Source organism: Paenibacillus sp. J31R122 (genome assembly GCF_056269185.1).
On sequence record NZ_JBWDNM010000004.1, the window covers coordinates 266658 to 281506 of the forward strand.

The window sequence follows — 14849 nt, forward strand, 5'->3', positions numbered from 1 at the left end:
CGTTGATGAAAAAATGGAAAAGTAAAAGCAAACGATGGGCTATTCAATGGCTGATCTTATGTCTGATCGTTCCGGTATTTGCCGGAGCAGGGTATACGCCGAAGGCAGCGGCGGCGACATCAGGCAATATGATTGACAACGCAGGCTTCGAGCTGCAGTCGGAAGGCAAGCCGGTTGGTTGGGTGAATTCAGGAAATGCGAATTTTGGCATTAGTAATGTAGAAAAGCATTCTGGCAACACTAGTGCGTTCTTCGAATTTCCAAATAATGGAGACACGGCGCACTGGAACTACTCATGGCGCTATGCGTCAAGTATATCTGTTGACGAGTCAAAAGATTATGTATTCTCGGCTTGGGTTAAGGCGGAAAATCCGGATCAGGCAGGCCGCCCATCGCTAAATTTGGATTATTATGACGACAATGGGTGGCTAGTGAACGCAGACAAGACTTTGGACGTGCAGCTTACAGGGGACTGGCAGTACCTTGAATTCGCCGTCCCATTGCGTATTCCACTTACGAATGGCGTAAAACGAATGATACCGTTTTTGTTTGTCAAAGGCGGCGCTGGCAAAGTCTATTTTGACGATATATCTTTTGTTCAATTAGATGCAGATACCGAACAGACAGAAGGCACATACAGCGTTTGGACGGCTCCGAGCATCATGAACCTTCAACGGGATGCTGCTCCGCTTTCTTCAACTAGCGTTAATCTGGAGATGGCAAAGCGTGAATATCAGAGTGGACAGGTGCTGCTCACTGCCAAAAACGGCAATGTTAACATCACGAACGCTGAGATATCGGATTTAACCTCAGGCAGCGCAACCATACCGGCAAGCCAGGTTGAGGTTCTTGTACAGCATTATGTAAAAACGACTAACAAGTCTAATAGCGCCTATGAGCCGGGCTGGTATCCGGATGCTCTAATTCCGTATTCGCCATATATGAACCTGCATGGATCGATCCAGGTGCAAAACGGAAATAATCAAGCGATCTGGTTTACGGTAAAAACAGAAGCGAACACACCGGCCGGAATGTACACAGGCACGATTTCGATAACGGCGAATGGCAGTGTGGCACAGGTGCCTGTTACTGTAAGAGTAAGAGACTTTGTGCTTCCGGAAGAAAACCATGCGCAAACCTCTTTTCCGATATGGGGCTCTATGCTGCCTGCTGGCTACCCTGGATTGGTGGAAGATTCACCCGAATATTGGGATGTGTACAAAAATTATTATGAATTTCTATTAGACTATCACGTGACTCCAAGCTATTTGCCCATCCCGTGGGATTACGAGAATTATGCAGTTAAAGCAGAGCCTTACGTTAAGGATCCGCGCGTATCGGCATACAATATTCCTTATTCGGTAGGCGATTTTGAAAGCGGCAGGGGGGCGCAGCTCGTTAATAGCTTGAAGTCAGAAGGTCTGCTGGATAAAGCCTACTACTATTTGGGAGGAGAAATTGACGAGCCGACGCCGGCCATGTTTGATCTAGTAAATCAGCGCAGCAAGCAAATCGCTGCTATTGATCCTAATTTAAGACACATTGTAACGACCGGTCTTCATCCAGCTCTGATTAATGATGTCAATACGTTTTCGCCATTATTCCGTGATTTTGAAAGCGATGAGTATTTACAGCAGGTAAAGGAATTTCAAGCTGAAGGAGGAAATATGTGGTGGTACGGCTGTGTCGTGCCTGCTAATCCATACCCAACATACCATATTGATGATGATCTGATCAGCGCAAGGCTCATCCCTTGGATGCAGCGTTCTTACGGCATTGAGGGGAATTTATATTGGTCGGTTAACGTTTATCTCAAATGGACCGGCAGCACTTATGTAGCGCGTGATATTTGGAATGATCCGATGGCATTTCCTGGAGCCAATGGAGACGGATTCTTGTTGTACCCTGGTGCTAAATACGGGATGAACAGCCCGATTGCTACTTTGAGGCTGCAGGCTATACGTGATGGCAACCAGGATTATGAATATTTGTGGATGCTGGAAGAACGCATTAACCAAGCAGCAGCGCAATTAGGAATAGAAGTATCAGCTAAGGATTTGATTAAGCTTTATTATGATCGCTTATTTACAAATGTAAAATCATTTACTAAAAATGCTCAAGAGTTGCAGCAGGTACGGAGCGAGATTGCAGATTTTATTGAAGAGCTAGAAAGAGATCCGCAGGCGCTCATTTTAATTAATGATCTGCCAAATGAGTTTTCTAAAAAAGAAGTTGTCGTGTATGCAGCAAAGGGAACTGAGGTCACTATCGATGGTGTAAACATTAATGGAGAAGCGATTCCTGGCAATGCCATAAGCGATCGTTACAGCTATATGATGAATTTCAGCTTAGGTACAACTGATGTTCAAATAAAGCTCAAGCAAGGCACAAACGAATTGACAGTTACTAAACGAATCATCATTAAATCTCGTGTTTTAGAGCCTATTATGCTAAAAAAAGTAATTAACAACTTCCTAGACCAGCAGGCGATAAGTGGAATAACACCTGTGTATTCCTCCACCATTGTAGGCATTACAGAGGATCATGCAAAAGGAGAAGGCAAAGCTTTAAGAGTAAAGGTACCTGCAAGCAATCAGGAAAGCTATCCGGGTATATACATTCCTGTTAATGCTGAGCTGAAGGATTTCAAATGGGCCAAGACAATTGAATTTGACACGTTTAATGCTTCTGACGATCAAAGGTTTATTTTTATTAAGCTTATAGATAAGAGTGGTGTGGTTTCTGATCATCGTATTGGCACCATAACACCGGGAGATAATCATGTAACGTTTGAATTGTCGGAATTAAAGAACAATGTGTCTGACATAGCCTCAGTTACCCTCTATACAATAACAGACACAGGCATAGAGGAAGCTGAATTATACTTTAGTGACCTTCATCTATTGGGAAATGATATGGAGGCAATGAAGCAGTATGATCTTCCATTTAGTCAGGTTATTCCTTATGTGGATGGCAGGTTAAATGAGCAGATGTGGAGATCAAGCACTCAACTGGCCTATAAATCAGGCGTTACTGATAATGAAGCTTCAATCTCATATCATTACAATGATGAATATTTATTTGTAGCGGCAGCAGTGAAAGATCAACAAGTTATCAATTCTGGCGCGGCCAATCCGTGGGATGATGATTCTTTGGAAATTTATGTGGATGGAACTGGCAAGCAAGGGGCTTATGATGACCATACAGTCAGATATGTATTTAGAGTGAATGATCCTGAGGTGCATATTTATCGAGAGACTCAGAGACCTAATGAAAAGATTGAATATAGCTACGCCGAAACAGCGGAAGGTTATAATATGGAAGTCGCTATTCCATGGCGATCGCTTGGTATTACTCCGGTGGCAAGCAACATCATCGGCCTCACCGCTCATGTAAATGATAAGGATGTCAATGATGCTGGTTTGGCGGCAGCAGGAAAGCTGGCATTGACGGAGGATATTTCACAAGATGCCGTATCTTCCTCAGCCTGGCTTCCGAAAAGATTTGCAAAAGAAAAAGCGATTTATATGCTTGAAGCTGTTGAAAGCACAGCGATGAATATAGACGGGGTAATCGATGAAACAGCCTGGAATACAAATTGGAACATCGGATTTAAAGCTTTTGGCAATTTGTTAGACGAAAGCAGTCGAGGCGGATTGGGATTGCTGTGGAGCCCTGAATATTTGTATGCAGCCTTTGATGTGAAGGATGGCCATATTTATGTGCCGCAAACACATCCAGTATGGGAAGAAACAAGCGTCGAATTGTTTGTGGACAGCAACTTTGTACAAGGAGTACGCGATAGCGGCACCCATCAATACACGATCAGAGTCGATGATCCTGAAATCTATTATAACGGCGTTCCGAATGCCAACCTGACACAAGGCATTATTCAAAAAAGCACGCGTACTGCAGCCGGTTATCAGATCGAGATGGCGATTCCTTGGACAACGATCGGTATTACGGCCGAAGCCGGCAAAAAAATTGGCATTACGGCACATATTAATCTGGTGGAACCAAACAATTTAAATGGAGTAGCATTAAGCTTGGCGGACAACGGCTTACAGGACGGAGCGTCAACGGCCAATTATGTTGCTTTTGAAATGAAGGCGCTGTCTGTTGACCCAATTGATCCAGTTGATCCGACAAATCCGCCTTATACCGGTGGTAACCCTGACTCGAATTCTAAACCTAGCGAGTATGTTGTAAAGCCGCAGGATATAGCTTCGGATCAGCCGGTAATTGTGCTGGGGGCCGGTCAGGAAGCGGCAGTGCTTCCGCTTGATATTTTGAAACAGCTGCATGGGAAGAACAAGTCCCTTACTATTCAGCAGGGAGATGCTCAGCTAGTGCTTAGCCCTGAGTGGATAGAGGAATTGTTGAAATCGAGTGAAGCAGAAGGCTCTGATAAGCTTAAGCTGGAGCTAAGAGCATTGACGGAGGAGCAAGGACAAAGCTTGGCTTCACTTGCTGCAAAAAGACAATACGCCGATGTTTCATTCCCGGACAAAGTATGGGAAGTGCTGGTGAAATGGACAAAAGGCGATAAAGAACAAGCAGCTAAGCCGTTTATAACTCCGTTGACTCTTTCGTTGTTAGCTGCTAAGGATAAGCTGGCAAACTACCATGTTTATCGGATCGGCGCGGATGGAGAGCTCGTCTATTTGAATGAAGAGGTGACTGGTGATCGCCTGACCGTCCAGCTGCTTCAGGGCGGGCAATTTGCAGGCTTGGTGTTTGTGAAGAAATTCGATGATCTATCGAAAGTGGGGTGGGCGCAGGAAGCAATTCGTGAGCTTGCTGCCAGACAGATTATTAAAGGTACAACAACTGCTACGTTCGCGCCTTCCCGCGAAATTACGAGAGCTGAATTCACAGCTTTGCTGGCAAGAGCGATCGGCCTTGCAGAAGGAGGCAGCAAAATGTTTGCGGATGTTAGCCCTGATGCTTGGTTTGCAGGAGCGGTCAATGCCGCAGCACAGGCTGGCCTAGTTAACGGCCAAGGAGACAATCGCTTTAACCCTCAAGCTTCGATAACTCGCGAGGAGATGGCAGTATTGCTGAAGAGAGCTTTGGAATGGCAAAGAAAACAAGCGATCCAGGCTTCTGAAGCAAATAGCTATGCTGATGACGCGCAGATTTCTTCATGGGCAAAAGAAGCAACCAAGATTTTGGCGGAGCTGGGTATTATGATCGGTCGAGGCAATAACAATTTTGCGCCTAAGGCCTCTGTCAATCGTGCAGAAGCAGCACAAGCCATATATAACTATTTGAATAAGCTAACAAACTGACCGGGCTTCGCAGTCTGGCTTCCGGCACAACAACCGGCTTTGAGGACAAATGATTCGTCCGAAAGGCCGGTTGTTGTGTTGCGGAGGGAGTCTCGCTCACATATTCCTGCGGCTTCAGCCATTTTTGGCCAATCGGTATTCCTGTGGCGTCATCCCGTATAACTCTCCCTAAAGCTTCTTCAGCACCAAGAGGATGCCGAAGACGATTAGAATGAATGTGACTCTGCAGGAGTACTCGGAGTTATGAAATAGTATACAAATGAGTATAAAAGTAGACTTTTGATAATGGAAGCGCCTACATAACGAAAGATAAGATGAAGATATGAAACTGTTTTGGAACGAAACGTTTCCAGGTTCTGTTCCCGACTGTGAAAAATGGCTGCACTTTCACATGACGTGTAGGATATGAACAGCGTTTTATACTTTGAAGGGGGGCAGCTTAAATGGCAAAGAAGATCAAAAAGCGATTACTGCCGATCGTAATCGTAATGGGTATGGTTGTATCGCTGTGGGGGCAAGTTGCCAATCATGCAGAAGCAAGCAGGGAAGTAAGTGTTCAATCGGATCTAATCGGACATTGGGCAGAGGGTACAATGTCGAAATGGGTGAATAATGGACTGCTAACAGGATATGGAGCAGGGCAATACCGTCCGAATGATGCGATATCAAGAGCGGAGTTCGCAGCACTGATCGATCGCGTATTCAATCTGCAGCGGCAATCCGCTGACGCCAATCCGTTCGCGGATGTGAAGAACAGCGCTTGGTACGCCGGCGCGATTGCCAACGTGTACGCCGCTGGTATGATTCAAGGAACGGGTACAGGCAAGTTCAAGCCGGAAGCTGCCATTACGAGGCAGGATGCAGCTGTTATTGTTGCACGCGCTTTTCACTATGAGGATGCCTCGTTGGAAGGGGCTGCATTCAGCGACGCAGCGCAGATTTCAGCTTATGCATCTGCGGCAGTAGCCTCGCTGCAAAGCCGACAATACATCAAGGGCAGAAGCGGGAATCGATTTGCTCCACAAGAGCACATCACAAGAGCTGAGGTCGTGCAAATGCTCGACAACGTCATGGGGGCGCTTGTTAGGAATGAAGGGACTTACGAAGAGGATTACGCAGGCAATGTTGTCGTGAACACCGCGGGCATGGAGTTGAAAAATCTCGTTATCTCCGGCGATCTTTATATCACGCAAGGCGTCGGCGAAGGGGATGTTTTCCTGGACGGCGTAACGGTCAAAGGTAAAACGTACGTGTTCGGCGGCGGGAGCAACAGTATTAAGATCAAGGATTCCCGATTGATGGGAACACTTATCGTCGACAAACGCAATGCTCCGGTTAGAATCTTCGTTTCTGGCACAACTACCATATCTAATGTTCTTATGCAAAGCGGAGGTATTTTGGAAGAAGGAGAGCTGACCGGCGCTGGCAGCGGATTTAACGATGTAGAGATCAATCTGAGTGAGTCCGCCTTGTCACGGGAAGTGGTTTTGCTTGGCCGATTCGGGCAAGTTCATCCTGTAGGCGTCAGCGTCAACGTTGTTCTTAAACAGGGCACTGTAGTTGAAGAGTTCACATTTGACGCTATCGCCACCGTAACTGGTGACGGAACGATTCGCATAGCCAATGTGCATGTTAGCGGTTCGAACCTGAGTAAGTGGCCGGATAAAGTGAACTTCGGCAGTCAAGTCACGGTTACGATAGAAGCAAAGCTAGTAGATAAGGATCGGACAGACAGCTCGTCAGGATCGGGTACAACTACGCCAACAAATCCACAACCAAGCCCAAGTCCGAGCCCAAGTCCGAGCCCGGACCCAGGTGACACACTGAAAATCGTAGATGAGGGAAGCGCCGCAGCTTCGGTGGTTATCAGCGGCACGACCGACGACCAGACGAGAGCTGCTGCTCGCAAGCTGATCAAGTATGTCAAGAAATCGACTGGCGTTGAGCTGCCGTTGCTGGTAGATCGTCTGAATTCAGACAAAGTGACGGCCGAGAACGGAATTATTCATGTTGAGTACTTTAACCCACCCGCCACTCCGCCTGCTGCGTCGGACTTCACAGTACAGGCTATTATTGACGGTGTAACGACAGAAAATGAAAGCCCGGCCAACTTAACCTGGAACGAGACTGCGAAGACAGCTACATTAAACGTTACGCGCGTCGAAAAGGCGAATGTACAGCAATCTGTGAAATATCAAGTGAGATTCAAAGACGGGGAAGCGTTTGCCAGTCCAACGATCTTCATTGCAGCCAATCCTAGTCGTTCATTGCTCAAGAACTCGTCTTTCGAAGCGGGATATGCGGGATATTACAATGCTAAACCTTGGGAATATTGGAACGGCGGTTTCGAAGCACCAACCAGTCTCGTGACGAGAAGCGCTGAACAAGCCAGAACCGGAAAATATAGTTTAAAATTGTCTGGAACGAGCCTGGTATGGCCGAACCAGAAAGTCTTGCTGACAGGCTACGGACAGTATGAATACACCGCGTTACTTTATACGCCTCAAGGCTCTACGACAAGCGGTACTGTTCAAATGTTCGTCAATCTTCAGGCGGAGGACGGCACACAGCTGAAACAATATTTGGGAACGATCACGGCAGCGACCGTGAGCAACGGCAATTGGGAACAGATGAAAATGATTTTTGATATTCCTGAACAAGTAGGCGGGAAGCAAGTCGTCAAAGCGCTGGTCGGGTTTGAGGGTGTGAATTTCGCTGCGGGTGAAGTCGTCTACATCGACGATGCAATGTTAGTCCATGCGGATGCAATCGATCAGGATGCTCCCGTGAGCGGCAACGGAGAGCCGATCGAGCAGGACTTGCCTGAACAGTACGAAGGGACTCAGATTTATATCGGCAAGAAAGGATTGACCGAACAGGAGCAATCCACATTGTTTGATAGCATGGGTGCTGACGGATTTGTTATACATCAGAATGCTCAACGAATTACGATTGCTGGTAAGGCGGCATGGGGAACGGAGTATGGTGTCGACGAATTTCTGGAGCGTTACGTTGGCGTACGCTGGTTAATGCCGGGGGAAGAATGGGAAGACGTTCCGCAGGCGACAAGCTTGGTTGTCCCGATAGGCGATAACGTGAGGCAAGAACCGGCATTTTTCACTAGAAATTTTGAAGAACAACTTGAAGAGCTGCCTCTTCGTGCTGAGTGGGCGAGAAACCTGCGAATGCAAATGTATGGAGGCATCGAGTTCACACATAACTTATATCGAATGCTTCCAGTGGCCCAATACCCACAATTTTACAAACCAAATACGCAGGATAAAAATTTGGAAACGGAACATCCCTGCTTTCAAGCAAACGGGATCGTCGCCGAATCGATCGATATTATTAATGCCTATTTCGATAATCATCCGGAGGCTACTTCCTACTCGTTAGGGATAAATGATACAACGGCATTTTGCGAGGCAGACCCTACCGATCCTTCGGCCAAGCTGAATTCAATCGGAATGGTCGACATGTCAAATATTTATTTCGATTGGGTAGATAAAGTGTCGAAAGGCGTCTTCGCCAAGCATCCAGATAAATATATTGGCACATATGCTTACTTAAATGTTTACGACCCACCATCTGACGTAAAGCTTGATCCGAGAGTTGTCGTCTATATTACCGACGAGCGTGTCTCATGGGGAGATCCGGACATGCGGGAGACCGCGTATGAATTGTCAGAATTGTGGACGCAAGTGGGGGCGACTGTAGCCTTCTATGATTACCTGTTTGGCTCGCCCTACGTGATGCCGAGAACGCCGTTCCAACTGATGGCAGATCAATACCAGTACGCGGCTTCTATCGGAGTAGGTGCTTATTATAGCGAGCTGTATGCCAATTTCGGTGAAGGGCCAAAGCCTTACTTGTCAGCCAAACTGCAGTGGGATCCGCAACAGGATGTAGACGCATTGCTTGAAGAATGGTACGAAAGAGCAGTTGGACCTGAAGCAGCGGTAGATCTTAAGGCTTACTATGCTTTTTGGCAAAAATTTTGGGAGCAGGATATATTTGACACTGAATGGTATTTATCGTGGAAGAATGCATCAGAAAGACCTAACTTTATGCCTTTGCTCTCTCCGGATTATTTGAGAGACATATCGCAGAGCGATCTAGCTGTCAGAAGGCAACTTCTTGAATCCGTTGTTGCCAAGGCGCAGACGCAGCAGCAGAAGAAACGGGCACAAGACCTACTGCGTATGTTTGAATTTTATGAGTTGTCGAAGCTAAGCTATACGGACATGAAAGCCGAGATTGCCGAGCCAGCAAGTGATGCTGAAGCGACGGATTTACTGAACAAAATACTAGACAGAATCGCCAAGATGGATCAAAGGAAGACGCTTGTTGCGGAATTTGCTGATTATATTACGTATGAGCTGTTTTACCAATATAAAGGCCCACTCAATTGGGGAGCCGTTTCCAGCAATGAGACAAAGGCGCTTTCAAGATGGATAACGACTCATCCGAATAGCGAGATGGTAGAGCGAATTGAACAGTTGGTCGAAGAATCGCCTTCTTCAACCGTTAGGAATGCATTGAAGTTAATTTTGCTGTCAATGAATGAAACAACCGTAAAGAATCCAGGCTTTGAAGATGGCTTGTCGGAGTGGTTCGATTTTCCCGATACGGTTGCTGAACTGACGAATGATGCTTACTCAGGTAATCAGGCTTTGAAAGTCAAAGGGAGCAGCATCGAGCAAGATGTATTCGTTGAAAGCGGTAAAACCTATAAACTTACATTCTATGCGAAAGCTTCGGGAGAACCGGATATTAATTTGGTCGGTATGAATTTTTGGGACGTTCCTGATGTTGGACTGACAGGAGCCCACGTGACGGTTGACTCTGACGAGTATAAGAAATATACGATCACATTTACGCCGCCTGAAGGGTTCTCCCATGTCACGATCGTCATTTACAAGGCGGCTGGCGCAGGTTGGGTATATGCGGACGACTTTACCTTGGAGGAATTGTCGGCTGATGAATTAATGTTAACGGGAGTAACCGGTGAGAACGGAATTGTGCAGGCTGCCTTCAATAAATCCCCGGAAGAAGTGCCTGTTGCGGCAGACTTCACCGTGCAAGCGATTGTTGACGGCCACGAGGCGATAGGTGAACATCCGATCGCAGTGAACTGGGATGCAGCTGCACATACGGCGACGCTAACCGTGCCGATCGTTACGCCGGCTCAACTGGCACAAACCGTGAAATACCGGGTTACGTATAAAAATGAGGGCATGCTATTGAGCCCGGAAATCACCATTACGGCTGATTCACTAGCTTCCGTATTAAGAAATTCTTCCTTCGAAATCGAATACGCGTATGCCGTTGCTTTGCCTTGGGGCTATGGGTGCGGCGGCAACCCGGTAACCTGTTTCGTGGGGAGAAGCGATGAACAAGCCAGAACCGGCAAATACAGTTTGAACTTGTCTGGAACGAGCTTGGTATGGCCGAGCCAGACCGTCAGGTTGACCGATTACGGACAGTATGAATACACTGCTTATCTCTATAAGCCGCAAGGCTCGATGGCAAGCGGGACGGTCCAAATGTTCGTTAATCTTCAGGCAGAGGACGGCACACAACTGAAGCAGTATTTGGGGACGCTTACTCCAGCGACTATTAGCAATGGAACTTGGGAACAGATGAAATTAACTTTTGATATTCCTGAACAAGTAGACGGGAAGCAAGTCGTAAAAGCGCTGGTCGGATTCGAGGCATCAAACTTCGGAGCTGGCGAGACTTTCTACCTGGATGATGCCGAATTGGTAAAAAAATGAATCGATAATCGGCTTGTCAAGAGCCCGTGGCATTTCGCACGGGCTCTATTTATGTTTGTGCGGCTAACCAAGTTAGACACAACTAACTGGTGAGAGTCCGGTCGAGGTAAGAACCAAGTCACCTTAGTAACTGATGGGCAACAGGTGGAGAGATTCTTAGGTTGAAGCCCCTGTGACAAAGTAACTTCGATAGAATATGGACTGAGGGAATGGTGAAGGGACAGCAAGCGGAAGGTCCAAAGCAGATATTGAATGGCAGCAAGGGCGCTTGAAGAATTGTACGGTTATTTCATTGAATGGCAGAAGCCGCAAAGTAACGTATAACGGACAAACGATCGTTTTTGATACGGAAGCAGGTAAGACATATAATGTGTGGATTTTTCTAACTAGATAAAAAATATAAGTAATCACTTATAAAGTTATTTATTTATCTGCGCGAGACGAACGACTTCGACGTAGAGGGTGGGAGAGCCGGACGTTTACGTTTTTTATTAGACTAATACAAACAGCAGATGACTTCTGATTTCAAGGAGTCATCTTTTTGTGTGCCACGACTACTGCCATATCTCAAACTCAAACTCAACTCAAACTCAAACTCAAACTCAAACTCAAACTCAAACTCAAACTCTATCTCTATCTCCATCTCTATCTCCATCTCCATGTCCATGTCACCATCTTGTCATTCTGCCTCTATGCACAAATTTGTTGATACCTATCTCGATGAAAAATACCTGTTCGTCTGACGGCCCGGAAGTGTAGTTAACTTAGTTTCACTTTGTGAAACTATCGTGGGTCATCATGGAATTTGAGACGAGCTAATTTCAGAATTTGCAATTAAATCACCAAAAGGAGGCTCAGATCAAGCAAATTCAGCGATTAATTTCAAATTCTGAAACTAAATCACAGCTTATCCTTTTGATCTCTGATTTAATTCAAATATTGAAACTAACAGACATCGCTAATAAGGCTGAGGACACAGAAGTGCTTACTTAAGAACATTTCCCCAATCTTGGTCTCTCGAAAGTTATTTTGAAAATAAATATAGCTGTTGGTAGTCCAAGAAAAAAGGATTGTTCTCTATTTAATAGGGACACAAGCCATGCAATGAATGATTAACTAGACTATTTTTATATTACAAATATGACGGTGTAACATTGTAGACAATCATACAACATTGAATTATAATGTTTGTAAGTTATGGAAATTCATTAACACGAGCCGAGGTGGGGAGTTTTTGAATCGGAGACTTGAGGGGAAATCTGTACTGATAACAGGTGCCGGGCAGGGTCTAGGCGAAGCAACCGCGCACCAATTCGCAGTTGAAGGAGCACAGGTTACCGTATTGGATTATAACCAAGAAGCGGCCGAGCGTGTGGCGGATTCGATTATAAGGGCCGGTGGAAGAAGTATAGCTATTCATGCGGATGTTAGTAACGCTGTGCAGATGGAACAAGCCGTTTCATTAGTAAACGATCAATTCGGAAGCTTTGATGTTCTGGTTAACAATGCCGCTATTCAGATTATGGGGCCATTGCATGAATATGAGGAAGCTGATTTCAATCAGACGATTAATGTGAATTTGAAGGGTGTATTTTTGGGTTGTAAATATGCACTTCCTATTATGATGAAACAACGAAGCGGCGTTGTATTGTCGATCAGTTCGGTGCTAGGTGTAGTTGGTGACCCTGATCTATCTATATACGGTGCTACTAAAGGGGCAATCATTGCCCTGACTAAGTCCATGGCTGTTTCCTATGGACAATATAGCATTCGGGTGAACTGCATATGTCCAGGAGATGTGCAAACGCCGATGGTTAAGCAATTTTTCGATTTTCAGCCTGATCCGGCTAAAGCGCGGGAGGAAGTATATCGACATTATCCGCTGCGTCGCATTGCTGAGCCTGACGAGGTTGCTAAGACACTAGTGTTCCTCGCTTCGGCCGATGCATCTTTTATTTCAGGAAATCACTTGTTTGTTGATGGTGGATTGACAGCAGAAGTTTATTAAAATTATGGGGGAGTAGAGTTCAAATGGAGAACACGAGCAATTTAGAAAGTCAGAAAGTTCGCAAAATTAGCTTTGAAGGTGATGCTCTTCGGATGTCTATGGATTGGACGGTAGAAGATTTGAATAAGGTTCAAGTGCTTATCGAGAGTACTCACGGGGCAAGCCATCCGAGCTCTTACCATTTGGATGCATTGATCAGCGAAGTCGAGAAAGGTGTCTTCCAGATGGGCGGTAAGCCTGCGATTTATACAACTACAGATATATGTGACGGTATAGCTCAGGCGCATAATGGAATGAGTTACTCGCTGCCATCAAGAGATATGATCGCTTCAATGGTAGAAATTCATGCACTCGCTACACCGTTCGATGCGATGGTGCTGTCATCGGCAGGGGATAAGGCGGTTCCTGCTCATTTAATGGCAATTGCTCGACTTAATATACCGGCAATTCATGTGCCTGGAGGTGCAATGGGCGCAGGCCCATGCATGAGATCTAATGAAGAGTTATGGCATATGAGCGTGGAAGTCGATCAGGGGAAAATGACGAAGGAAGAGTTTTTGGCATTCCAGCGAGCATGTTGTCCGACCTGTGGTGCTTGTCAATATATGGGAACAGCAGCAACTATGCAGGTGATGGCAGAGGCTTTGGGATTGGCGTTGCCTTGGTCAGCGCTTATTCCGGCGACAAATGCGGAGATCAGCCGTGCAGCACGGGCAGCTGGACAACAAGTCATGCGGCTTGTACAGGCAGAGATTACTCCTGCTAAGATTCTAACGCGCGAAGCATTCGAAAATGCGATTATGGTTCATTCTGCTATCGGTGGATCGCTGAATGCTGTAATGCATCTGATCGCGATTGCTCGTGAAATCGGCATGCCGCTGGAAGCACAGGAGATTGATCAGATACATCGTCGCATTCCAGTGCTCGTGGATACGAAAACCGCAGGTCAATACCCAACGGAATTGTTCTGGTACGCAGGCGGGGTGCCGCAGGTGATGATTGAGCTTGAACAATTTTTACATCTCGATGTATTAACAGTGACTGGGAAGACATTGCGGGAAAACATTGAAGAGTACCGCAAGAATGAAATGCCGCGATTTGCCGAGATGTTCCTAGCAAATTACAAGCTGAATCGTCGGAATGTCATTTACCCAATCAGCAAGCCGTTGAAGTCGGAAGGTTCACTTGCTGTACTGACTGGTAATCTAGCTCCACGTGGAGCGACGATTAAGAAGTCGGCCGTTTCTGCATCTATGATGGTGCATCAAGGACCGGTAAAGGTATATGACACGGAAAGAGAAGCAGTAGATGCAGTTGTAAATAAGGGGATTGTACCTGGAGATGTGATTATAATCCGTTATCAGGGACCGCGAGCGACTGGAATGCCGGAGATGTTTTTCATGTCGGAGCTTATCGCATCTGATCCTGTACTCTCGCATACAACCTCACTTGTAACAGACGGTCGATTCTCGGGTGCAACACGCGGACCTTGTGTTGGTTATATGGGACCTGAAGCTGTAGATGGCGGACCGATTGCAGTAGTTGCGAATAATGATCTGGTTCTGATTGATATTCCCAACAGAAGAATAGATATCGTTGGAACAGAGGGTGTGGAACGCACGCAAGCGGAGATCAAGGAAATTATTGAGAAGCGTATGCTAAGCTGGTCAGCTCCGCTCATTTCTCATAAGGGTGTACTCGGACAATACACGAAGCTTGCAAGACCTGCTCTCGAAGGCGGCTCATGTTCAAGCTATTAATAGTAATTAGCAA

The 14849-nt window shown here is 46.2% G+C and carries 4 protein-coding genes; all 4 read left to right on the top strand.

What is annotated here, in order from left to right:
• Window positions 1–5: 5 nt before the first annotated feature.
• The 4 genes from AC0YN7_RS09105 to ilvD all read left to right on the top strand — a co-directional run bounded on the left by AC0YN7_RS09105 (window position 6) and on the right by ilvD (window position 14836).
• Window positions 6–5291, top strand: coding sequence for a glycoside hydrolase domain-containing protein (locus AC0YN7_RS09105; protein WP_475809660.1), 5286 nt, complete (start codon window positions 6–8; stop codon window positions 5289–5291).
• A gap of 443 nt (window positions 5292–5734) precedes the next feature.
• A complete protein-coding gene (locus tag AC0YN7_RS09110) occupies window positions 5735–11068 on the top strand; it encodes a DUF4838 domain-containing protein (RefSeq protein WP_475809661.1) in 5334 nt (1777 codons plus the stop codon).
• A 1234-nt stretch (window positions 11069–12302) separates the two neighbouring features.
• Window positions 12303–13076 carry an SDR family NAD(P)-dependent oxidoreductase gene (locus tag AC0YN7_RS09115; protein ID WP_475809662.1) on the top strand — a complete coding sequence of 258 codons (774 nt, stop codon included), beginning with the start codon at window positions 12303–12305 and terminating at the stop codon, window positions 13074–13076.
• A gap of 23 nt (window positions 13077–13099) precedes the next feature.
• Complete coding sequence (gene ilvD / locus AC0YN7_RS09120; protein WP_475809663.1) at window positions 13100–14836, top strand: dihydroxy-acid dehydratase; 1737 nt, start codon at window positions 13100–13102, stop codon at window positions 14834–14836.
• Window positions 14837–14849 lie beyond the last annotated feature (13 nt).